A 20,256-nucleotide genomic window follows, 5' to 3' on the forward strand; every position below is an offset into this window, starting at 1 on the left:
AATGAAAGGAAGTAATTTTAAGATGAAGGAAGTAGATGCAAGAGGACTTTCCTGTCCGGAACCGATCATGATGACAGCGGAGGCGCTGAAGCAGACAAAAGGGCCTGTAAAAGTACTTGTAAGCGAGCCACATCAGAGGACAAACGTAGAGAAATATGCGAAAGATCATGGGAAGAAGGTTACGGTCAGAGAAAAAGGCTCTGAATTTGAAATTGTGATTGAGTAGCATGAGAAAGAAAGAATTAAGACTTGTCGTCACATTCCACACGACGGCGGACGCTATGGCGATGGAAAAAGAATGTAAAGAAAACCAGGTAAATGGAAGGCTGATTCCAGTGCCGAGATCGATATCGGCAGGATGCGGTCTGGCCTGGTGTGCAGGGCTGGAAGACAAAGATACTATCCTGAGTATGATGGATCAGGTAGGAATCGAACATGAAGATCTGCACGAATGCATGGTGTAAATAGGGAAAGACTGGGCTTTTTTTGAAACCCGGTCTTTCTTTTTGTTCCGTCAAGGAAAGATCGCGCACGCAGGAACATAAAGTGTACCAAAAGAAAAGGAGGGAGTTTTTATGGAAACATTACTAAACATGGTTCCGGCATTTGCTGTCATTACATTGCTGTTTGCAGCCTGCCTGGCATGGAAAGTGGCACGCCAGGAGAGCGGGAACGAGCGGATGCGGGAGATCGCAGGATCCATCAGCGAAGGGGCGCAGGCATTTCTCACTGCCGAGTACAAAATTCTGATCGTGTTTGTTGCGATTCTGTTTGTGCTGATCGGGCTTGGTGTGGGAAACTGGATCACAGCAGTATGTTTTGCATTTGGAGCTGCATTCTCCACGCTGTCTGGTTTCTTTGGGATGAAGGTAGCTACAAGGGCAAATGTGCGGACGGCCAATGCAGCTATGAAATCTGGAATGAATAAGGCGCTTTCCATCGCATTTTCCGGCGGAGCTGTGATGGGAATGTGCGTGGCTGGATTTGGTGTGCTTGGAGTCAGTATCATTTATATTATTACAGAAAATGTGGATGTACTCTCCGGATTCAGCTTGGGAGCATCTTCCATCGCACTTTTTGCACGTGTAGGAGGAGGTATTTACACGAAAGCTGCCGATGTAGGAGCAGATCTTGTAGGAAAGGTAGAAGCAGGAATTCCGGAGGATGATCCAAGAAATCCGGCTGTGATTGCAGACAATGTAGGAGATAACGTAGGAGATGTGGCAGGAATGGGAGCAGATCTCTTTGAATCTTATGTGGGAGCGCTCGTTTCAGCAATTACGCTTGGCATTGTCTATTTCAAAGCGGAGGGAGCTTTGTATCCGCTGCTGATTGCAGGTCTTGGCCTGATCGCATCGATCATCGGGACATTTTTTGTACGAGGAGATGAGAAATCAAATCCGCACAAAGCATTGAAGATGGGAACATATGCATCGAGCGTCCTGATACTGATCGTATCGTTTGTTCTGAGCAATCAGTTTTTTGGAAACTTTCAAGCCGCTATTGCCATCGTATCCGGACTTATAGTAGGACTTCTGATCGGGGTCATCACGGAAGTGTACACGTCCGCCGATTATAAATCCGTAAAGGAGATCGGAGAACAGTCGGAGACAGGGGCTGCGACTACGATCATAAGCGGACTTGCGGTAGGAATGAAATCTACGGCTGCCCCCGTGCTTCTTATCTGTGTCGGGATTTTCGCTGCATATCAGTTTTGCGGCCTCTACGGAATTGCCCTGGCGGCGGTCGGTATGCTGTCCACTACGGCTATTACAGTAGCGGTAGATGCTTATGGACCGATTGCGGACAATGCCGGAGGCATCGCGGAAATGTCCGGGCTTGACGAATCTGTACGAAAGATTACAGACCGGCTGGATGCGGTGGGCAATACAACGGCGGCTATCGGGAAAGGATTTGCCATCGGTTCTGCAGCGCTGACTGCACTGGCTCTTTTTGTCTCCTACGCGGAAGCGGTTAAGCTAGAGAGCATAGATATTCTGGACAATCGTGTCATCATCGGTATGTTTATCGGAGGTATGCTTCCGTTCCTTTTCTCTGCTATGACGATGCAGAGTGTTTCAAAGGCAGCTTACCAGATGATCGAGGAAGTGAGAAGACAGTTTAAAACGATACCGGGGATCATGGAAGGCACGGAGAAGCCGGATTATAAATCCTGTGTGGCGATCTCCACGACGGCAGCCTTGAAAGAAATGCTTGTCCCGGGAATCATGGCAGTGGCGGCGCCGCTGATCGTCGGGATCGTTCTCGGCGCAAATGCGCTGGGAGGCCTTCTTGCAGGCGCTCTGATAACCGGTGTGCTGATGGCGATCTTTATGTCCAATGCCGGAGGAGCTTGGGACAACGCGAAAAAATACATAGAAGACGGACACCATGGCGGAAAAGGAAGCGAGGCGCATAAGGCAGCGGTAGTCGGAGATACCGTCGGAGATCCGTTTAAAGATACATCAGGACCTTCTATCAACATCCTGATCAAGCTTATGACGATCGTATCCCTTGTGTTTGCACCTCTTTTCTTGTCTGTAGGAGGACTGCTGTAAAATTAATCCTAAGAGAAAGTGGATGGATCATATACAAAGTTTGAAAAAGAAAGGCAGCTCGGAAGAATTTCCGGGCTGCCTTTCTGGCATGGTGCTTTTCCTTAAATTCCTTTTTGGAATGTTTCCAGAACATGCGGAAGAAGACGGGCGCTGAATTCAGAGAGGGAGTAATTCCCTTTACAGAGAGCCCAGTCATAGATCATGGCGCGCTCATACATGGCGTAGATCTTGACGAGTTCTGATGCCGTGGAAGACGGATGAAATTCCCCGGAATCCAGCCCTTTCTGCGCAATCTCGGTCAGCCATGTAAAGTACAGGCGCTCTTCATCGAGAAGAGACTGACTGTCTTTTGTGATAAGCTGTGATGAGTACAAGTAGGCGATCAGTTTTACGTCAATACTTGTCTCGATCATGCGGAAAAGTTCACGGTTTAAATATAAAAGGGTGTCGTACGAGGAAGTCTGCGGAGAAATCTCTGCCTGCAGATCCTCGTATTTCGAATCGAACAGATAAGAGATGGAATTCAGGAGAGCTTCTTTCCCTTTAAAATAGTGATAGAAGGTCCCTTTTGATGTCTTTGACAAATTGATGATATCCTCTACTGTAGTGTTGTCATACCCTTTTTTGTAAAAAAGATTCCAGGCCGCCTTAACGATGCGGCTCTTTGTCGATAAAGGTTTTCGTGGCATGGTTCCGGCCGCCTTTCTGATTCAGTATTTGCTATTATCCTACCTGAAAACCGTATTTCAGCGGATCATCCCCATCGATCACGTATGTGGCAAGTCCTGTCACATACGCGCTTCCTGTAATCTGCGGGATGACAGCATCATAATCGCCGATCTTGGTTTCTTTCAGGATCACGCCTTTAAATTTGGAGCCGATGAAGCTTTCGTATACGAAAGGTGTGCCGACTTCGATTTCCCCTTTTGCGTGAAGGGTGGCAAGTTTTGCACTTGTTCCGGTTCCGCAAGGAGAACGGTCTGCCATGTGATCTCCAAAAATCACGACATTTCTGCGGTCGCATCCTTCGGAGTCTGTGTGGCAGTAAAATTCGGCCAGATCCACGGAAGTGATATCGAGTGTCGGATGCTGTACTTTCACTTCACGATTCACTGCCTCAAGCACCTTCATTCCAAGATCCTGGAAGAACGGGATCGTCTTCGGCTCCACATGTGTAGCGATGGACGGCTGTTCAGCATCGATAATGGCAAAGAAACTTCCGCCAAAGGAAATGTCGTACGTGATGACCTTTCCATCCACAACTGTTTTAAGTCCCTGTTTATAAAGGAAAGCAGGGACGTTTGTGAGCGTAACGCTTACCACTTTTCCGTTTTTGACTTCTGCCTTTGTGCGGATCAGCCCGGCAGGAGCTTCCAGAACGACTTCTGTAAAAGGTTCTTTTGCCTGAATCAGGCCGCTTTCAATGACTGCGGTTACAGTTCCGATCGTTCCGTGTCCGCACATATTCAGATATTCTCCTGTATCCATGAAGATGACACCGAAGTCTGCTTCTGGATTGACCGGGTCTGTTACGAGAGCTCCGAACATATCATGGTGTCCTCTTGGTTCAAACATGAGAGATTTCCGGAGATGGTCGTAATGTTTTGCAAGGAAATTTTTCTTTTCGATCATTGTATTTCCTTCCAGCTTCGGAAAACCGGACATGATAATACGTGTAAATTCTCCAAGTGTATGTGTGTCGACAGCTACAAAAGAAGATTCATACTGATCAAGGTTTAATTTTGGATGCAGTTCCATTGATAAAAGTCCTCCTTAGAATGAAATACCGATTGCTTAATAGAAAAAAGCAATAATCATACGATACTGAACGCTCGATAATGACAATATGGCATGCCATTTGAACGGGTAAAAAAGTTAAAATAATAACGATTAGACCGTGTTCTAGTACGAAGTTCAGTCTTTAGTTATGATTATGAATGAAAAGCCTTGAAAAGTCAACGATTATTTGCTAAAATAGATATGGTCAAAAAATAAAAAATTTTTTGTTGAAATTTGTTGCAAACTGTGTTAAATTGGGTTTGCGGTAAAGAAAATATGGGGGTAGTTGAGTGACTGGTGTGCTCCCTGGTCTTCAAAACCAGTGTGGGGCGTTAAGAGCGTCCCGGGTGGGTTCGATTCCCACATGCCCTCGCCAAAAAAAGTAGTTATAGACCCTTGGATTGTGAAAAAACAGACAGATGTGTGGAAGAAACAATTGAAACTGTGAACAATTCGGGGTTATCTCTTATTTATAGACAATATAGATAAATAGGGAGTTCGTTGAGAGGAAATACTAAAACAGAAACAACAGCAGGTAAAGACCGGATGTCCTTTGAATATGACTTGCCGGTCTAAAAAAATAAAGAAAAGGAGCATGTTGTTATGGGAAACATTCAGCTTTTGCTGCGTCAGCATGTCGGTGCACCGTGTGAAGCGGTCGTAAAGGCGGGAGATGCAGTGAAAAAAGGTACACTGGTCGCAGTGCCGACAGGACTTGGGGCAAATATCTTCTCAAGCGTTTACGGTGTAGTTGAGGAAGTAAAAGATGACCGCATCATCATCAAACCGGATGAAGTACAGCCGGATGAGTATGAGAAGATCGCAGAAGGCACTCCGCTTGAAATGGTCAAAGCAGCCGGCGTTGTCGGTATGGGTGGAGCAGGGTTCCCGACAGGCATCAAATTGGATGCACATCTTGACAAGGGCTACATCCTGATCAATGCGGCGGAATGCGAGCCGGGACTTTGCCACAACATCCGTCAGATCGAGGAGAGTGCAGACAAGATCGTGCGGGGTGTGAAGTACTGCATGGAGATTGCAGGGGCCGACAAAGCCATCTTTGCGATCAAAAAGAAAAATGAAAAAGCAGTTGATACATTGAGAGCGGCAATCAAGGATGAAGCAGCTATGACGATCCACCTTCTTCCGGATATTTACCCGATGGGAGAAGAAAGAGCAGTCGTAAGAGAGTGCCTCGGAATCGAGCTTGAGACGACGCAGCTTCCGTCTGCTGCAAACGCAGTCGTTGTAAATGTTGAAACGATCGCAAGAGTTGCAGAAGCCATTGAAGACAGAAAACCGTGCTTTTCCAAAAATCTGACTGTAATCGGAAAGATCAATGGAGGAAATGAGCCGCACGTATTCATGGATGTTCCGGTTGGGACAAACGTAGGAGAACTGATCGAAAGAGCAGGAGGAATCGACGGACTCTACGGCGAGATCATCATGGGAGGACCTTTTACAGGACTTCCGACGACAGAAGATGCCCCGATCACGAAGACGACGGGCGGAATTATTGTGACGATTGATTTCCCGAACCTTCACGGCGCAAAAGTAGGACTTCTCGTATGTGCATGCGGAGGAAGCGAAGCCCGCATGAGAGATATCTGTGAGAAGATGAACGGTGTTGTTGCATCTGTGGCAAGATGTAAGCAAGCTGTGGAAAACAAGCCGGGAGCTCCTCTGAAATGCGAGAGACCGGGGAATTGCCCAGGACAGGCAAAAAATAATATTCAGTTCAAGAAGGACGGATGTGAATACATCATTATCGGCAACTGTTCAGACTGTTCCAACACAGTCATGGGTTCTGCGCCGAAGATGAAATTGAAAGTTTTCCATCAGACAGATCATGTGATGAGGACGATCGGACATCCGCTTTACAGATATCTGAGAGTATCCAAACACGTAGAACAGCTCCCGGAAGGGAAATAATACGTATTCGCCAAAGGAGAAAATTAAGGAGGGAACAATCATGTCAATTACAGCTGAAACAGCGAAAGCTCATGCAAAGGATCCGGCAGTGTTATGCTGCAGAGCAGAAGAAGGAATTACGATCGAAGCTGCAAATCTGGAAGATCCGGCAATTTTTGATGAATTAGTAGATTCAGGACTTCTGAATCTCGACGGCGTTCTCACAATCGAACAGGTATTAGGTGCAAAACTGAAAAAAACATGCGACTCACTTACAGCACTTACACCAGAAGTGGTAGAAGGTTACAAGGAAGCTGAGGAAGAAGCACCGGCAGAACAACCGATGGAAGAAGCTCCGAAGGCGGAAACACCGGAACCGCAGGCAGTATTGCCGGGTGGAACCGGACAAGTTATGAAAATCCATATTGGAGAAGGAAAAGATATTAACTTGGAAATTGTGTTTTAACCCAATTTATTGTTACAGATAAACCGGCGAAAAGCCGAACGAAAAATTAAGGAGGAGACATACATGTCAATTACAGCTGAAACAGCGAAAGCTCATGCGAAAGACCCGGCAGTGTTATGCTGCAGAGCAGAAGAGGGCATTACGATCGAAGCTGCAAATCTGGAAGATCCGGCAATTTTTGACGATCTGGTAGATTCAGGGCTTTTGAATCTCGATGGTGTGCTTACGATCGAACAGGTTCTTGGCGCAAAACTGAAGAAAACGTGTGACTCACTTACAGCGCTCACAGCGGACGTAGTGGAAGGATTCAAGGAAGTAGCAGTGGAAGAACCTGCCGAAGAAGCAGAAAAAGAAGAAGCTGCTGCAGTATCCGCACCGGCGGCACCGGCACCGGCAGTGGCAGCCGCAGCAGGCGGAGTGATGAAAATCCATATCGGCGAAGGAAAAGATATCGATCTGGAAATTCCAGTAGGGATTCTTGGCGGCGCAGGAGCACCGGCGGCACCGGCAGCAGTGGTGGCGGCACCTGTAAAGGAAGAAGAACCGGAAGCGAAAGTGATGGGGACTCTTACAAGAAAGCATTTTAACATCACGGAAGTAAAGAGAGGACCGGAGACAAAGATAGAAGGAACTGTTCTCTATATCCGCGAAGGAATTGAAGAAGAAGCAGCAAACAGTCAGGAACTGGTAAACAGCCTGAAGATTGAAATCATCACGCCGGAGATGTATCACACATACTCCAACACGATCATGGACGTACAGCCGATTGCCACAAAAGAAGGCGAAGCTGAGATCGGAAGCGGTGTGACACGCGTTCTGGACGGAGTTGTCATGATGGTAACAGGTACAGACGCAAACGGAGTTCAGATCGGAGAATTCGGTTCATCCGAAGGATACCTGGATGAGAACATCATGTGGGGACGTCCGGGAGCACCGGATAAAGGCGAGATCTTTATCAAGACAGAAGTGATCATCAAAGAAGGAACAAACATGGAACGTCCAGGTCCGTTGGCTGCACATACAGCTACAGACATGATCACAGAAGAAATTCGTCAGGCATTAAAGAAAGCAGACGATTCTCTCGTTGTAGATACAGAAGAATTCAAACACCTGAGACATCCGGGCAAGAAGAAAGTCGTTATCGTAAAAGAGATCATGGGACAGGGAGCTATGCATGACAACCTGATTCTGCCGGTTGAGCCGGTAGGCGTTCTCGGGGCAAGACCGAACGTAGACCTTGGAAACGTTCCGGTTATGACATCCCCTCTGGAAGTACTTGATGGATGTATCCACGCACTCACATGTATCGGACCTGCATCAAAAGAGATGTCCAGACATTACTGGAGAGAACCACTTGTTCTGGAAGCGCTTCATGATGAAGAGCTGGATCTCTGTGGAGTTCTTTTTGTTGGAAGTCCTCAGATCAATGCGGAGAAATTCTACGTATCCAAACGTGTTGGTCAGACCGTGGAAGCGCTGGATGTAGACGGAGCATTCATTACTACAGAAGGTTTCGGAAACAACCATATCGATTTTGCAAGCCACCACGAACAGATCGGAAAGAGAGGCGTTCCGGTAGTTGGATTATCTTTCTGTGCTGTACAGGGAGCGCTTGTTGTAGGTAATCCGTACATGACAAACATGGTTGACAACAACAAATCCGAGTCTGGTATTGAAAACGAAGTTCTTGCATGCAATACGCTGTGTAAAGAAGAAGCTGTACGTGCGATCGCCATGTTGAAAGCTGCGATGGCTGGAGAAGAAGTAAAGCCTGCAGAAAAGAAATGGAATCCGAACGTAAAAGCAAACAACATCGAAATGATTGAAAAAGCGACAGGAAAGAAAGTGGAACTGGTAGCAAACGAACAGTCACTTCCGATGAGCCAGAAGAGAAAAGAAAAATACGACTAACAGAAGGTAAGACGTATGGAATTGAAGTATGGAGATAAAATAATCAGAATGGAAGGCATCATCGTGGAAGTACATGACGGATGTGTAGGGGTAGACCTGAAGGGACGCCTCGGGTATCTGAAGATCCCGATGAGGATGCTCATCACTGATTATCCGATTGAAGTGGGCCAGGAAGTAGCATGGAACATGAGTTTTGTGGAACAGCTTGGACCGGAAATCAATGAAAAATACGTTAGCAACCTTGATATTTACACGCGGCGCCAAAAAGAGATGCGCGCGTTGAACGAAGAAAAACAGGAGGAAGAATAATGAGTTTAACAGTAGTTAAAGGATTACAGTCTGAAATCTTTGTTCCGATCACTCCTCCGGCTGTCTGGACCCCAGTTAAAAAAGAACTGAAGGATATGACGATCGCACTTGCGACAGCTGCCGGTGTTCATCACAAAGATCAGGAAAGATTTAATCTCGCAGGAGATTTCACTTGGAGAAAGATTACAGATACAATGCCGTCAAATGAACTTATGGTTTCCCATGGTGGATACGATAACGGAGATGTCAATAAAGACATCAACTGTATGTTCCCGATTGACAGAATCCATGAGTTGGCAAAAGAAGGATTTATCAAAGCATGTGCACCGGTACATGCCGGATTCATGGGCGGTGGCGGAAACCAGGAAAAATTTAAGCACGAAACTGGACCGGCCATTGCACAGATGTTCAAAGAGGAAGGCGTAGACGCTGTTATCCTCACAGCAGGATGAGGTACTTGCCACCGCTCTGCAGTATTGGTGCAGAGAGCGATTGAAGAAGCTGGAATACCGACAATTATCATTGCAGCTCTTCCGCCTGTTGTTCGTCAGACAGGAACACCTCGTGCAGTAGCTCCGCTCGTTCCGATGGGAGCTAACGCAGGAGAACCGAACAATCCGGAAATGCAGAGAGATATCGTAAAGGCAACACTGGAGCAGCTGGTAGCCATCGATACTCCGGGCAAAGTTGTACCGCTGCCGTTCGAATACGTAGCGAAGGTATAATGGATATAGGATATTAGACATGAAGCGCTGACATGAATGTGTCGGCGCTTTATTGATGTGTGAAAACTGTAAATCGCGAAATAGAATCAGGAAATGGAGGCGGAACATGTCTGGAGAAAGCAAAGAACTGCGCAGACTCGTCATCAAGGCGTATCATGTGAAAGAAGCCGTGTGGGGATCGGAAAACCGTGTGTCAGAAGACGGAATTATGACAGTTGACAGAGAATCTGTACAAAAATATAGGGAAAAAGAATCGGACTATATCGCGGACATCAGCGTGCGGATCATCCGACCAGAGGAGAGAGAACAATATACGAATACGATCATGGATGTTATACCGATATCAGCGAAGGTTCTGGGAAATATTGGCGATGGCATTACCCATACGCTGACAGGAGTATACGTGATCCTGACAGGTGTGGACACGGAAGGAAAACAGACGCATGAATTTGGCTCATCCGAAGGAATGCTCTCGCAGCAGATGAAGTTTGGCCGGGCCGGCACGCCGGGAGAAAGGGATATGATCCTTGCGTTTGATGTGACCATGAAAAAAGGTATGGGACAGATCCGGGCGGGGGTTACGGCAGCGCATAGGGCATGTGACCAGTTTGTTCAGGAATACAGAGAACAGCTGAAGAAGTTCCACGGGAATCGCTGTACAGAGCGACACGAGTTTTACGATGTCGTGAGACCGGGGAAAAAGAAAGTGCTGATCATCAAACAGGTGGCAGGACAAGGTGCTATGTATGACATGCATCTGTTTGCCAAGGAACCGTCTGGTGTGGAAGGAGGGCGTTCCATCATTGACATGGGAAACATGCCGGTTCTTGTGACGCCAAATGAATATCGGGACGGCATCCTTAGGTCGATGCAGTGATCGGATATGCCATATTATTATAGAAGAAACGGAGGAGTAAAAATGGGAATTGGACCTTCAACAAAAGAGACAACACTTCACAATTTCCGGGATCCTCTCCTGGATGTAGTGTCGTCGGACGAAGACTTAGACTTGATGGGGATTCTGATTGTCGGGACACCGCAGGATCAGGAAGACAAGATCCTTGTGGGAACAAGGGCGGCTGTCTGGGCAGAAGGGATGCGCGCGGACGGTGTCATCATCTCGGCGGATGGATGGGGCAACAGTGATGTGGACTTTACCAACACGATAGAACAGCTGGGGAAAAGGGAAATTCCGGTGGTAGGTATCCACTTTACAGGCACAGCGGCACAGTTTGTCGTTACCAATCCGTATATGGATACGATCGTGGATATGAACAAAAATCCAGAAGGTGTGGAAACGAACGTGGTAGGAGAAAATGCTGTGGACAGCATGGACGCCAGAAAAGCAGCGGCCATGCTGAAACTGAAGATGAGAAAGAAATAAGAGGAAAGAAGCTTTGCATCAGCTTTCCTCTCTGGCAGATCGGAAGAAGACAAAGGCGGTATAAATCATGACACAGATAATACCGGCAGTCAGAAGCTGCATTGGCAGCGAGGAGGCGACTTTATATGCGGTGTAAACACCTGCAAGCCCAAAAATCGAAATCAATACTGCGGCTTTTCTGTCGTACTTTCCTTCTTTCAGGAATTTGAGACCTGCAGAGGGCATGAGAAACGCGCAGGAACCCATCATAATAGGAAAACATGCCGTGACATTCATACCAAGAGCGCTTACAAGAGCCATGCATGGGGCGTAAAGCCCTACTCCGATTGTCATGAGGGCCCCCAGTACCATATTTCCGAGTGTCCCGATCACAAGGCGTATTCCGTTCAATCCATAGACCAGGTTTTCGGAGATGGCGAAGGAAAGGTCCTCTGCATGGATGCGGGTTTTTCCTGATTCCTTCAAAACAGAAGCGACATGTGTCAATTCTCTCTCTGTTACGGATGGATCCTGAAAGATGGCTTTTTTCTCCTGTGGGACAATATCTCTGTTCTCCACATAGTGAATCCATTGGTCAGGATTTACGATAGCAATGCCGGAATCGTCAAGATGCGAAACGATCTCACGGGGCGATAGTGTACTTTCGAAAGGACCGATATGAAAGAGCTTCAATGAAAGGATGACGGCCAGGATAAGGAGGGCGGTCCCGAGAGATATCCGTACAATGCGGACCGGCCATTTCGAGACGATGGAAGCACCGAATACAGCGCCGGCTACAGCACCTGCGATGAGGGCGATCAGAGTAACTCCTGAAATTTTGATAAGATTCAGAAAGAGGAGAAACTCCAGTATCGTGGGAAGAGTATGCGCGACATTTAGTGTGCCGGGCATGAGTTCATCCCTGCATGAGCGGGTAAACTTGAAGGCGGACTGGCAGATTGCGAAACTTCCGATCCCCCAAGTGTCGAAGAGATCGCTGACAAAGCCGATGACTGCCAAAGGAAGAGTGCGGCCGGGACGAAAATCTCCCCGGTGTCTCAGGCAGTCGCGTACAAAGATAAATGTGAAGATGATTCCGTATAAAAGAATGGCGTACTTCACGAACAGAAGAAGATTCATAAGCTCCTTTCCGGTATAGAAAGCTATACCTGACATGCGATGGAAAACATCGGCAATGATTATCTATTATATATGAAAGAACTGTACGGGAAATGAAAAAGCGGATACATGTTGCATCCGCTTTTTCATTTTGGTATGTCATTGAGAGGTTTTTGACTGTACTGCAGTTTCGAAATATACAAAACTGGGGAATCTCTTAACAAAGAGGATGTATGATTTCAAATTGGAGACGCTGTCCATACTTTGGGGGAATACAGACAGCACTGCAATACAATCTTTAGTACTTTAGTGTACTAATTCGGTAACAATATACCATGCAAAAAACTGGTTGTCAATAGGGAAAATTGAAAAATACAAAAAAACAACACAAAATATGGATTGTATGAAAAAAAATACAAAAAAATACTTGAAAAAAATCATATCATCATATATACTGAAAAAGCTGTGACATGATAGCTGTGAAACGTGAGGTTGCTGCCCGAGAATGGCAGGTTTTCCGCGGAGCGAATGTCAAGTTAGGAAACTGGCGACAAGTCACTGTACAAGGTTAGAATGCCTACCGAACATATTGGTAGAGACGATGTGAAGAATGCAAACTTCTGGATAAAAGGAGTGCGCCTTTGGTGGTGTGAAATGCATGACACACACGGCAGAGTGTACAGTCACCGCTTGTCGTACTTAGAAATGGAAAGTGCGAAAAGGAGGCGACTTTTTTTATGGCAAGTCAGGTAATGAGAATTACATTAAAAGCTTACGATCATCAGTTAGTTGATGCATCTGCCAAAAAAATTATCGAAACAGTAAAGAAAAATGGTTCACAGGTGAGTGGACCGGTACCTCTTCCTACAAAGAAGGAAGTTGTAACAATTCTGAGAGCCGTACACAAGTATAAGGACTCCAGAGAGCAGTTCGAACAGAGAACTCATAAGAGACTGATTGATATCATCGCACCGACACCTAAGACTGTAGATGCTTTACAGAGATTAGAGATGCCGGCTGGTGTTTATATCGATATCAAAATGAAAAACAAATAAGACCCCTACTAGTATGAACGGGTAATCCGTTCCGCTGTAGACAAAATGGAGGTAAAGAAATGAAGAAGGCTATTTTAGCTACTAAAGTCGGAATGACTCAAATCTTCAACGAAGACGGAACACTGGTTCCAGTTACCGTACTTCAGGCTGGTCCTTGTGTAGTAACACAGATCAAGACAGTAGAGAACGACGGATACAAGGCTGTACAGGTTGGCTTTGTAGACAAGAAAGACAAGATTGTTAACAAAGATAAGAGTGGTAAGAAAGAAGTTATCCACAGACACGGCGTTAACAAGGCTCTGAAGGGACACTTCGAAAAGGCAGGCGTTTCTTCCAAGAGATATTTAAGAGAGTTCAAATTTGAAAACGCAGAAGAGTATGCATTAGGAAATGAAATCAAGGCTGACATTTTTGCAGCTGGTGATAAGATAGATGCATCCGCTATTTCTAAAGGTAAAGGATTCCAGGGCGCAATCAAGAGACTTGGTCAGCACAGAGGACCTATGGCACATGGTTCCAAATTCCATCGTCATCAGGGTTCAAACGGCGCTTGTTCTTCTCCTTCAAGAGTATTCAAGGGTAAGGGCATGCCAGGTCATATGGGCTGCGTAAAGGTAACTGTTCAGAATCTTGAAGTTGTAAGAGTAGATGCTGAAAAGAACTTACTTTTAGTGAAGGGTGCAGTACCGGGACCTAAGAAGGCTTTAGTAACAATCAAAGAAACCACTAAGGTTGAGGCTTAATTAGGACGAAAGGAGGACCATTCAGATGGCAAAAGTATCTGTTTATAATATGGAAGGCAAGGAAGTCGAAAGTATTGACTTAAATGATGCTGTCTTCGGTGTAGAAGTAAACGAACACTTAGTACACATGGCAGTAGTTCAGCAGCTTGCAAATAATCGTCAGGGTACACAGAAAGCAAAGACACGTTCTGAAGTATCCGGTGGCGGAAGAAAACCTTGGAGACAGAAGGGAACAGGTCATGCAAGACAGGGTTCAACAAGAGCTCCACAGTGGACAGGAGGCGGCGTAGTATTCGCTCCAGTACCAAGAGATTACTCCTTCAAGATGAACAAGAAGGAAAAGAGAGCAGCTCTCAAGTCTGCATTAACAAGCAGAGTTCAGGAGAACAAGCTGATCGTAATCGACGAGCTTAAGTTCGATGAAATCAAGACAAAGAACTTCAAGGCAGTTATGGATAATTTAAAGGTTAACAAGGCTTACGTTGTTCTTAATGAGAATGATGAGAAGGTTGTTAAGTCAGCAAGAAATCTTCCTAACGTTCAGACAGCATTAACTAATACAATTAATGTATATGACGTTATGAAGGGCGGTACAGTAATCCTTACTAAGGATGCCGTTAAGACTATCGAGGAGGTGTACGCATAATGGCAGACGTTAAGTATTATGATGTAATCCTCAAACCGGTGATTACAGAGAAGAGCATGGCTGGCATGGGCGAGAAGAAATATACATTCTTAGTTCATACAGAAGCAAACAAGTCTCAGATTAAAGAAGCTGTTGAAAAGATGTTCGAAGGCACAAAGGTTGCTAAAGTAAACACAATCAACATGGAAGGCAAGAACAAGAGACGTGGTGCTGTAGTTGGTAAGACTGCAAAGACCAAGAAAGCAATCGTACAGTTAACAGAGGATAGCAAGGATATCGAGATCTTCTCTGGTTTATAAAATAGAGATTGCAACGACTATACACAGACAAGTGTGATAATAAAATAGAAAAGGAGAAACGACAATGGGAATTAAGAAATATAACCCATATACACCTTCTAGAAGAAATATGACTGGCTCAGATTTCTCTGAAATTACAAAGACAACTCCTGAAAAGTCTCTTTGTGTTTCTAAGAAGAAGAATGCCGGACGTAATAATCAGGGTAAAATTACAGTTAGACACCATGGCGGTGGAAACAGACAGAAATATAGAATTATCGATTTCAAGAGAAATAAAGATGGAATCGCAGCTAAGGTTATCGGCGTTGAGTACGATCCTAACAGAAGTGCAAACATCGCTTTGATCTGCTACGAAGATGGTCAGAAGGCATACATCATCGCACCTGAAGGATTAACTGATGGTATGAAGGTTATGAACGGACCTCAGGCAGAAGTTAGAGTTGGTAACTGCTTACCTCTTTCTGAAATCCCTGTTGGTACTAACGTACACAACATTGAATTATATCCTGGCAAGGGCGGACAGTTAGTACGTTCTGCTGGTAACAGCGCTCAGTTAATGGCTAAGGAAGGCAAATATGCAACATTAAGACTTCCTTCAGGCGAAATGAGAATGGTGCCTATCATTTGTAGAGCATCTATCGGTGTTGTAGGTAATGGTGATCATAACCTTGTTAAGATCGGTAAGGCTGGTCGTAAGCGTCATATGGGTATCAGACCTACAGTTCGCGGTTCCGTTATGAACCCGAATGACCATCCACACGGTGGTGGTGAAGGTAAGACTGGTATTGGACGTCCAGGACCATCTACACCTTGGGGCAAGCCAGCTCTTGGTTTGAAGACAAGAAAGAGCAAGAAGGCTTCTAACAAGTTGATCGTTAGAAGAAGAGACGGCAAAGCGATTAAATAATCGCTCTTGCTGGCTCAAGATTGACTATAGTGCAGCTTAAACAATCGAAATGATTGTGATGAAGTTTATCGATCATAAGGAGGAACAAACCTAATGGCTAGATCATTAAAAAAGGGTCCGTTCGCTGATGCAAGCCTTTTAAAGAAGGTTGATGCACTGAACGCATCCGGAAATAAATCAGTAATTAAGACATGGTCCCGTCGTTCTACAATTTTCCCTGCTTTCGTAGGTCATACAATTGCAGTACATGACGGAAGAAAACATGTGCCTGTATACGTAACAGAAGATATGGTTGGACATAAGCTTGGTGAATTCGTTGCAACCAGAACTTATAGAGGACACGGCAAAGACGAAAAGAAATCTAAGGTGAAATAATTTTTGAAAGGAGGTTCAACCATGGCTGAGAATAAGTACAGCAGAACAAGTTATAAGAGAAAAAGAAATGCAGAAAATAGAGAAACAAGACCTTCAGCAAAGCTTTCTTACGCTAGAGTATCTGTTCAGAAAGCATGCTTCGTATTAGATGCCATAAGAGGTAAGAACGTTCAGGACGCACTTGCAATCCTGACATACAATCCCAGATATGCTTCAAGCGTAATCAAGAAGTTATTAGAGTCAGCTATCGCTAATGCTGAGAACAATAACGGTATGAACGCAGAGAACCTTTATGTTGCAGCTTGCTTCGCAAATAAGGGACCTACAATGAAGAGAGTAAAACCTAGAGCACAGGGTAGAGCTTATAGAATCGAAAAGAGAATGAGCCACATTACAGTTGTGCTTGACGAGAGATAGGAGGAAGAAAATGGGACAGAAAGTTAATCCTCACGGCTTAAGAGTCGGCGTTATTAAAGATTGGGATTCCAAATGGTATGCTGATGCTGAGTTTTCTGATTACTTAGTTGAAGATTATAATATTAGAAAATTTTTAAAGAAGAAGTTATACAGCGCAGGTGTTGCTAAGATCGAGATCGAAAGAGCATCTGACAGAGTAAAGGTTATCGTTTTCACAGCTAAGCCTGGTGTAGTAATCGGTAAGGGCGGAGCAGAAATCGAAGTTACTAAGAAAGAACTTCAGAAATTAACAGGTAAGAATGTCCTTGTTGATATCAAGGAAATCAAGAGACCTGACAGAGATGCACAGTTAGTTGCTGAGAATATTGCATTACAGCTTGAGAATCGTGTATCTTTCAGAAGAGCAATGAAGTCCTGCATGGGTAGAACAATGAAGACTGGTGCACTTGGTATTAAGACAGCTGTATCAGGACGTCTTGGTGGAGCTGATATGGCTCGTACAGAGTTCTACAGCGAGGGTACTATTCCTCTTCAGACACTTAGAGCAGATATTGATTATGGTTTCGCTGAAGCAGATACAACTTACGGTAAATTAGGCGTTAAGGTTTGGATCTACAAGGGCGAAGTACTTCCTACTAAGGGAAATAAGGAAGGGAGCGATAAATAATGTTAATGCCAAAGAGAGTAAAGCGTCGTAAACAGTTCCGTGGAACTATGGCCGGAAAAGCACAGAGAGGTAATACAATTACTTATGGTGAGTACGGTATCGTTGCACTGGAGCCTTGCTGGATCAAATCTAACCAGATTGAAGCAGCCCGTATTGCTATGACACGTTATATTAAGCGTGGTGGTAAGGTTTGGATCAAGATTTTCCCTGATAAGCCTGTTACAGCTAAGCCTGCTGAAACTCGTATGGGTTCCGGTAAAGGAACACTTGAGTACTGGGTAGCAGTAGTTAAGCCAGGTCGTGTAATGTTCGAAATCAGCGGAGTTAGTGAAGATGTTGCTAAAGAAGCATTACGTCTTGCAACACACAAGCTTCCTTGTAAGTGTAAGATTGTTTCTAAGGCAGATTTGGAAGGCGGTGCAGTAAATGAAAACTAATAAGTATGTAGAAGATTTAAAGACCAAATCAGCTGCAGAATTATCACAGGAATTAGTAGCTGCAAAAAAAGAACTTTTCAATTTGAGATTTCAGAATGCAACAAATCAGTTAGATAATACAGCCAGAATTAAAGAAGTAAGAAGAAATATTGCCAGAATTCAGACTGTTATGACTGCAAATCTTAAAAATGTAGAGTAGGAGGAAAATGGTCGTGGAAAGAAATTTAAGAAAAACACGTACAGGCAAGGTTGTTAGCAACAAAATGCAGAAAACTATCGTAGTCGCTGTTGAAGATCATGTAAAGCATCCTCTTTACAACAAAATCGTTAAGAGAACTTATAAGTTAAAAGCACATGATGAGAACAATGAGTGCAACATTGGCGATACAGTTAAAGTAATGGAGACAAGACCTTTATCTAAGGATAAGAGATGGAGACTTGTAGAAGTTATCGAAAGAGCAAAATAGATTGTAATAAGAATTGCATGTTTGCAATTTAGTCACAAAAATGTGATTCGGAAGGAGATTTAGCATGATACAACAGGAAAGCAGACTTAAGGTCGCTGACAATACCGGTGCTAAAGAGTTACTTTGCATCAGAGTTATGGGCGGCTCTACAAGAAGATATGCCAATATTGGCGATGTAATCGTTGCTAGCGTTAAAGATGCAACACCAGGCGGCGTTGTAAAAAAAGGCGATGTAGTAAAAGCTGTAGTTGTACGTTCTGTAAAGGGCGCTCGTCGTAAAGACGGTTCTTATATTAAATTTGATGAAAATGCTGCTGTTATCATCAAGGATGACAAGACTCCGAGAGGAACTCGTATCTTTGGGCCGGTAGCAAGAGAGCTTCGTGAGAAACAGTTTATGAAGATTGTTTCTTTAGCTCCTGAAGTATTATAAGGAGGTGTCTGACATGATGAAAATTAAGAAGGGCGATACTGTTAAGGTTATCGCTGGTAAGGATAAAGACAAAGAAGGTAAAGTATTATCTGTAGATGCCAAGAATTCCAAAGTAGTAGTTGAAGGCGTTAACATGATCACAAAGCATGCTAAGCCATCAGCAGCTAACCAGAATGGTGGAATTATTCAGAAGGAAGCTCCTTTGGATATTTCAAACGTAATGTACCTTCATAAAGGAAAAGCTACCAGAGTTGGCTTCAAGATGGACGGAGACAAGAAAGTTCGTTTTGCAAAGACAACAGGTGAAGTAATCGATTAATTCTAAGGAAGGAGGACTAAACTGGTGAGCAGACTTAAAGATTTATATAAAGACGAAATCGTAGATGCTATGATTAAAAAGTTCGGCTATAAAAATATTATGGAAGTTCCTAAGCTCGATAAGATTGTTATCAACATGGGCGTAGGAGAGGCTAAGGATAACGCTAAGGCTCTTGAGACCGCTGTAAAGGATCTTGAGACAATAAGTGGACAGAAGGTTGTTACAACCAAGGCTAAGAAGGCTGTTGCTAACTTCAAGATTCGTGAAGGTATGGCTATTGGCTGTAAGGTTACTCTTCGTGGTGAGAAGATGTATGAGTTCCTTGACCGTCTTGTAAACCTTGCACTGCCTCGTGTACGTGACTTCAGAGGCGTTAACCCTAATGCATTCGATGGCAGAGGTAATTATGCACTTGGCATTAAAGAGCAGATTATCTTCCCTGAAATCGAGTATGATAAGGTTGACAAGGTAAGAGGTATGGACATTATCTTTGTTACTACTGCAAAGAGCGATGAAGAAGCACGTGAATTGTTAACACAGTTCAACATGCCTTTCGCTAAATAAGAAGGAGGTAAATTCTCATGGCTAAAAAGTCAATGAAAATCAAACAGCAGCGTAATCCTAAATTCTCTACACAGGAATATAGTCGTTGCAAAATCTGTGGCCGTCCACATGCTTATTTAAGAAAATATGGAATTTGCAGAATTTGCTTCCGTGAATTAGCATATAAGGGACAGATTCCTGGTGTTAAGAAAGCTAGTTGGTAAATAAATGCATATCAGGTGGAAACAGGCTCTAAGCCAATGTTTTCACCGCTAGATAGCAATATGTTTCGAGCAATATATAGGAAATCCATAAGGAGGAAACTTAAATGACAATGAGTGATCCGATTGCAGATATGCTTACAAGAATCCGTAATGCGAATACTGCAAAACACGATACAGTAGATGTACCCGCATCTAAGATGAAGTTAGCTATTGCCCAGATTCTTTTAGATGAAGGATATATTAAGAAATTTGAAGTAATCGAAGACGGTGTATTTAAGACAATTCACATTACTTTAAAATATGGCGCTGATAAGAATGAGAAGATCATCACAGGCTTAAAGAGAATCTCTAAGCCAGGTCTTCGTATTTATGCAGGCAAGGATGAATTACCTACAGTTCTTGGTGGACTTGGTATCGCAATCCTTTCTACTAATCAGGGCGTAATCACTGATAAGGAAGCTAGAAAACTTCAGGTTGGTGGCGAAGTTTTAGCATTTGTTTGGTAGTTATTAAATTGATTCATAAATAGGAGGTACGGGCATGTCACGTATAGGAAGAATGCCAATCGCGATTCCTGCAGGCG

Annotated in this window: 28 protein-coding genes, 1 tRNA gene and 1 pseudogene; 27 read left to right on the top strand and 3 right to left on the bottom strand. The window is 44.3% G+C overall.

The window, feature by feature from the left end:
- Positions 1 to 22 precede the first annotated feature (22 nt).
- The 3 genes from ACLROL_RS06610 (at position 23) to ACLROL_RS06620 (ending at position 2,558) form a co-directional block, all read left to right on the top strand.
- Positions 23 to 226 (top strand): sulfurtransferase TusA family protein, encoded by a 204-nt coding sequence (locus tag ACLROL_RS06610; protein WP_087201538.1) that lies wholly within the window; start codon positions 23 to 25, stop codon positions 224 to 226.
- Position 227: 1 nt separating this feature from the next.
- Positions 228 to 464 carry a DUF3343 domain-containing protein gene (locus ACLROL_RS06615; RefSeq protein WP_087201540.1) on the top strand — a complete coding sequence of 79 codons (237 nt, stop codon included), beginning with the start codon at positions 228 to 230 and terminating at the stop codon, positions 462 to 464.
- A 111-nt stretch (positions 465 to 575) separates the two neighbouring features.
- Entirely contained in the window at positions 576 to 2,558 is a 1,983-nt protein-coding gene (locus ACLROL_RS06620) for a sodium-translocating pyrophosphatase (protein WP_087201542.1), read from the top strand.
- Between the two features lie 101 nt (positions 2,559 to 2,659).
- Here the strand turns inward: ACLROL_RS06620 and ACLROL_RS06625 are convergent, their stop codons facing one another.
- A complete protein-coding gene (locus ACLROL_RS06625; RefSeq protein ID WP_087209819.1) occupies positions 2,660 to 3,247 on the bottom strand; it encodes a TetR/AcrR family transcriptional regulator in 588 nt (195 codons plus the stop codon).
- Between the two features lie 34 nt (positions 3,248 to 3,281).
- Positions 3,282 to 4,316: a proline racemase family protein gene (locus ACLROL_RS06630; RefSeq protein WP_087201547.1), complete on the bottom strand. Its 1,035-nt coding sequence runs from the start codon at positions 4,314 to 4,316 to the stop codon at positions 3,282 to 3,284.
- Between the two features lie 299 nt (positions 4,317 to 4,615).
- Here ACLROL_RS06630 and ACLROL_RS06635 point away from each other — a divergent pair.
- From ACLROL_RS06635 to ACLROL_RS06670, 8 genes and pseudogenes are all read left to right on the top strand, one after another.
- A tRNA-Sec gene (locus ACLROL_RS06635) sits at positions 4,616 to 4,713 on the top strand.
- Between the two features lie 227 nt (positions 4,714 to 4,940).
- A complete protein-coding gene (gene prdC / locus ACLROL_RS06640; RefSeq protein ID WP_087201549.1) occupies positions 4,941 to 6,269 on the top strand; it encodes a proline reductase-associated electron transfer protein PrdC in 1,329 nt (442 codons plus the stop codon).
- 40 nt (positions 6,270 to 6,309) lie between these two features.
- Positions 6,310 to 6,705, top strand: a pseudogene (locus ACLROL_RS06645) (D-proline reductase (dithiol) proprotein PrdA); the annotation flags it as partial.
- A gap of 72 nt (positions 6,706 to 6,777) precedes the next feature.
- Positions 6,778 to 8,625, top strand: coding sequence for a D-proline reductase (dithiol) proprotein PrdA (gene prdA / locus ACLROL_RS06650; protein WP_087201552.1), 1,848 nt, complete (start codon positions 6,778 to 6,780; stop codon positions 8,623 to 8,625).
- A gap of 21 nt (positions 8,626 to 8,646) precedes the next feature.
- Positions 8,647 to 8,934: a CBO2463/CBO2479 domain-containing protein gene (locus tag ACLROL_RS06655; protein WP_087201649.1), complete on the top strand. Its 288-nt coding sequence runs from the start codon at positions 8,647 to 8,649 to the stop codon at positions 8,932 to 8,934.
- The gene (prdB, locus tag ACLROL_RS06660; RefSeq protein ID WP_087201553.1) at positions 8,934 to 9,659 is read left to right on the top strand and encodes a D-proline reductase (dithiol) protein PrdB; all 726 of its coding nucleotides are present in this window, start codon (positions 8,934 to 8,936) and stop codon (positions 9,657 to 9,659) included. Before ACLROL_RS06655 ends, prdB begins: the two co-directional genes overlap by 1 nt.
- Positions 9,660 to 9,765: 106 nt before the next feature.
- Positions 9,766 to 10,536, top strand: a complete 771-nt coding sequence (gene prdD / locus ACLROL_RS06665) for a proline reductase cluster protein PrdD (RefSeq protein WP_087201555.1) — start codon at positions 9,766 to 9,768, stop codon at positions 10,534 to 10,536.
- Positions 10,537 to 10,578: 42 nt separating this feature from the next.
- Complete coding sequence (locus tag ACLROL_RS06670) at positions 10,579 to 11,043, top strand: glycine/sarcosine/betaine reductase component B subunit (RefSeq protein WP_087201556.1); 465 nt, start codon at positions 10,579 to 10,581, stop codon at positions 11,041 to 11,043.
- Between the two features lie 18 nt (positions 11,044 to 11,061).
- On the opposite strand, the gene ACLROL_RS06675 is transcribed toward ACLROL_RS06670, so the two are convergent.
- Complete coding sequence (locus ACLROL_RS06675; protein WP_087209815.1) at positions 11,062 to 12,162, bottom strand: sulfite exporter TauE/SafE family protein; 1,101 nt, start codon at positions 12,160 to 12,162, stop codon at positions 11,062 to 11,064.
- Positions 12,163 to 12,878: 716 nt separating this feature from the next.
- Between ACLROL_RS06675 and rpsJ the strand changes: the two genes are divergently transcribed.
- The 16 genes from rpsJ (at position 12,879) to rpsH (ending at position 20,179) form a co-directional block, all read left to right on the top strand.
- Positions 12,879 to 13,196, top strand: a complete 318-nt coding sequence (gene rpsJ, locus ACLROL_RS06680) for a 30S ribosomal protein S10 (RefSeq protein ID WP_176925270.1) — start codon at positions 12,879 to 12,881, stop codon at positions 13,194 to 13,196.
- A 59-nt stretch (positions 13,197 to 13,255) separates the two neighbouring features.
- The gene (rplC, locus tag ACLROL_RS06685) at positions 13,256 to 13,939 is read left to right on the top strand and encodes a 50S ribosomal protein L3 (RefSeq protein ID WP_022518582.1); all 684 of its coding nucleotides are present in this window, start codon (positions 13,256 to 13,258) and stop codon (positions 13,937 to 13,939) included.
- A gap of 25 nt (positions 13,940 to 13,964) precedes the next feature.
- The gene (gene rplD, locus ACLROL_RS06690) at positions 13,965 to 14,585 is read left to right on the top strand and encodes a 50S ribosomal protein L4 (protein WP_022518581.1); all 621 of its coding nucleotides are present in this window, start codon (positions 13,965 to 13,967) and stop codon (positions 14,583 to 14,585) included.
- The gene (rplW, locus tag ACLROL_RS06695; RefSeq protein WP_022518580.1) at positions 14,585 to 14,884 is read left to right on the top strand and encodes a 50S ribosomal protein L23; all 300 of its coding nucleotides are present in this window, start codon (positions 14,585 to 14,587) and stop codon (positions 14,882 to 14,884) included. The genes rplD and rplW overlap by 1 nt, the downstream gene beginning before the upstream one ends.
- Positions 14,885 to 14,948: 64 nt before the next feature.
- A complete protein-coding gene (gene rplB / locus ACLROL_RS06700; RefSeq protein WP_413067523.1) occupies positions 14,949 to 15,791 on the top strand; it encodes a large ribosomal subunit protein uL2 in 843 nt (280 codons plus the stop codon).
- A gap of 93 nt (positions 15,792 to 15,884) precedes the next feature.
- Positions 15,885 to 16,166 (top strand): 30S ribosomal protein S19, encoded by a 282-nt coding sequence (rpsS, locus tag ACLROL_RS06705; RefSeq protein ID WP_022518578.1) that lies wholly within the window; start codon positions 15,885 to 15,887, stop codon positions 16,164 to 16,166.
- A gap of 21 nt (positions 16,167 to 16,187) precedes the next feature.
- Entirely contained in the window at positions 16,188 to 16,583 is a 396-nt protein-coding gene (gene rplV, locus ACLROL_RS06710; RefSeq protein WP_022518577.1) for a 50S ribosomal protein L22, read from the top strand.
- Positions 16,584 to 16,593: 10 nt separating this feature from the next.
- Positions 16,594 to 17,250 (top strand): 30S ribosomal protein S3, encoded by a 657-nt coding sequence (rpsC, locus tag ACLROL_RS06715; RefSeq protein ID WP_022518576.1) that lies wholly within the window; start codon positions 16,594 to 16,596, stop codon positions 17,248 to 17,250.
- Positions 17,250 to 17,687, top strand: a complete 438-nt coding sequence (gene rplP, locus ACLROL_RS06720) for a 50S ribosomal protein L16 (RefSeq protein WP_022518575.1) — start codon at positions 17,250 to 17,252, stop codon at positions 17,685 to 17,687. Before rpsC ends, rplP begins: the two co-directional genes overlap by 1 nt.
- Positions 17,677 to 17,886, top strand: coding sequence for a 50S ribosomal protein L29 (gene rpmC, locus ACLROL_RS06725; protein WP_022518574.1), 210 nt, complete (start codon positions 17,677 to 17,679; stop codon positions 17,884 to 17,886). The genes rplP and rpmC overlap by 11 nt, the downstream gene beginning before the upstream one ends.
- Positions 17,887 to 17,893: 7 nt before the next feature.
- The gene (gene rpsQ, locus ACLROL_RS06730; RefSeq protein WP_022518573.1) at positions 17,894 to 18,154 is read left to right on the top strand and encodes a 30S ribosomal protein S17; all 261 of its coding nucleotides are present in this window, start codon (positions 17,894 to 17,896) and stop codon (positions 18,152 to 18,154) included.
- Between the two features lie 64 nt (positions 18,155 to 18,218).
- The gene (gene rplN / locus ACLROL_RS06735) at positions 18,219 to 18,587 is read left to right on the top strand and encodes a 50S ribosomal protein L14 (RefSeq protein ID WP_022518572.1); all 369 of its coding nucleotides are present in this window, start codon (positions 18,219 to 18,221) and stop codon (positions 18,585 to 18,587) included.
- Positions 18,588 to 18,603: 16 nt separating this feature from the next.
- Positions 18,604 to 18,906: a 50S ribosomal protein L24 gene (gene rplX, locus ACLROL_RS06740; RefSeq protein ID WP_178834170.1), complete on the top strand. Its 303-nt coding sequence runs from the start codon at positions 18,604 to 18,606 to the stop codon at positions 18,904 to 18,906.
- Positions 18,907 to 18,930: 24 nt separating this feature from the next.
- Entirely contained in the window at positions 18,931 to 19,470 is a 540-nt protein-coding gene (gene rplE / locus ACLROL_RS06745) for a 50S ribosomal protein L5 (protein ID WP_022518570.1), read from the top strand.
- Between the two features lie 17 nt (positions 19,471 to 19,487).
- Positions 19,488 to 19,673 (top strand): type Z 30S ribosomal protein S14, encoded by a 186-nt coding sequence (locus ACLROL_RS06750; protein WP_022518569.1) that lies wholly within the window; start codon positions 19,488 to 19,490, stop codon positions 19,671 to 19,673.
- Between the two features lie 104 nt (positions 19,674 to 19,777).
- Positions 19,778 to 20,179 (top strand): 30S ribosomal protein S8, encoded by a 402-nt coding sequence (rpsH, locus tag ACLROL_RS06755; RefSeq protein ID WP_022518568.1) that lies wholly within the window; start codon positions 19,778 to 19,780, stop codon positions 20,177 to 20,179.
- Positions 20,180 to 20,256 lie beyond the last annotated feature (77 nt).

It is taken from the genome of Sellimonas sp., assembly GCF_047234585.1.
Classification (GTDB): Bacteria; Bacillota; Clostridia; order Lachnospirales; family Lachnospiraceae; genus Sellimonas; species Sellimonas caecigallum.

Bases quoted from the DNA above. Each gene is read 5' to 3' on its own strand.
- rpsS (WP_022518578.1), top strand. From the start codon at position 15,885: ATGGCTAGATCATTAAAAAAGGGTCCGTTCGCTGATGCAAGCCTTTTA.
- rplP (WP_022518575.1), top strand. From the start codon at position 17,250: ATGTTAATGCCAAAGAGAGTAAAGCGTCGTAAACAGTTCCGTGGAACT.
- prdC (WP_087201549.1), top strand. From the start codon at position 4,941: ATGGGAAACATTCAGCTTTTGCTGCGTCAGCATGTCGGTGCACCGTGT.
- rpsJ (WP_176925270.1), top strand. From the start codon at position 12,879: ATGGCAAGTCAGGTAATGAGAATTACATTAAAAGCTTACGATCATCAG.
- rplX (WP_178834170.1), top strand. From the start codon at position 18,604: ATGAAAATTAAGAAGGGCGATACTGTTAAGGTTATCGCTGGTAAGGAT.
- prdD (WP_087201555.1), top strand. From the start codon at position 9,766: ATGTCTGGAGAAAGCAAAGAACTGCGCAGACTCGTCATCAAGGCGTAT.
- rpsC (WP_022518576.1), top strand. From the start codon at position 16,594: ATGGGACAGAAAGTTAATCCTCACGGCTTAAGAGTCGGCGTTATTAAA.
- rpsQ (WP_022518573.1), top strand. From the start codon at position 17,894: ATGGTCGTGGAAAGAAATTTAAGAAAAACACGTACAGGCAAGGTTGTT.
- rpmC (WP_022518574.1), top strand. From the start codon at position 17,677: ATGAAAACTAATAAGTATGTAGAAGATTTAAAGACCAAATCAGCTGCA.
- rplC (WP_022518582.1), top strand. From the start codon at position 13,256: ATGAAGAAGGCTATTTTAGCTACTAAAGTCGGAATGACTCAAATCTTC.
- rplD (WP_022518581.1), top strand. From the start codon at position 13,965: ATGGCAAAAGTATCTGTTTATAATATGGAAGGCAAGGAAGTCGAAAGT.
- rpsH (WP_022518568.1), top strand. From the start codon at position 19,778: ATGACAATGAGTGATCCGATTGCAGATATGCTTACAAGAATCCGTAAT.
- ACLROL_RS06670 (WP_087201556.1), top strand. From the start codon at position 10,579: ATGGGAATTGGACCTTCAACAAAAGAGACAACACTTCACAATTTCCGG.
- ACLROL_RS06675 (WP_087209815.1), bottom strand. From the start codon at position 12,162: ATGAATCTTCTTCTGTTCGTGAAGTACGCCATTCTTTTATACGGAATC.
- ACLROL_RS06620 (WP_087201542.1), top strand. From the start codon at position 576: ATGGAAACATTACTAAACATGGTTCCGGCATTTGCTGTCATTACATTG.
- ACLROL_RS06630 (WP_087201547.1), bottom strand. From the start codon at position 4,316: ATGGAACTGCATCCAAAATTAAACCTTGATCAGTATGAATCTTCTTTT.
- ACLROL_RS06750 (WP_022518569.1), top strand. From the start codon at position 19,488: ATGGCTAAAAAGTCAATGAAAATCAAACAGCAGCGTAATCCTAAATTC.
- rplN (WP_022518572.1), top strand. From the start codon at position 18,219: ATGATACAACAGGAAAGCAGACTTAAGGTCGCTGACAATACCGGTGCT.
- rplW (WP_022518580.1), top strand. From the start codon at position 14,585: ATGGCAGACGTTAAGTATTATGATGTAATCCTCAAACCGGTGATTACA.
- ACLROL_RS06610 (WP_087201538.1), top strand. From the start codon at position 23: ATGAAGGAAGTAGATGCAAGAGGACTTTCCTGTCCGGAACCGATCATG.
- ACLROL_RS06625 (WP_087209819.1), bottom strand. From the start codon at position 3,247: ATGCCACGAAAACCTTTATCGACAAAGAGCCGCATCGTTAAGGCGGCC.
- rplV (WP_022518577.1), top strand. From the start codon at position 16,188: ATGGCTGAGAATAAGTACAGCAGAACAAGTTATAAGAGAAAAAGAAAT.
- ACLROL_RS06615 (WP_087201540.1), top strand. From the start codon at position 228: ATGAGAAAGAAAGAATTAAGACTTGTCGTCACATTCCACACGACGGCG.
- prdA (WP_087201552.1), top strand. From the start codon at position 6,778: ATGTCAATTACAGCTGAAACAGCGAAAGCTCATGCGAAAGACCCGGCA.
- rplB (WP_413067523.1), top strand. From the start codon at position 14,949: ATGGGAATTAAGAAATATAACCCATATACACCTTCTAGAAGAAATATG.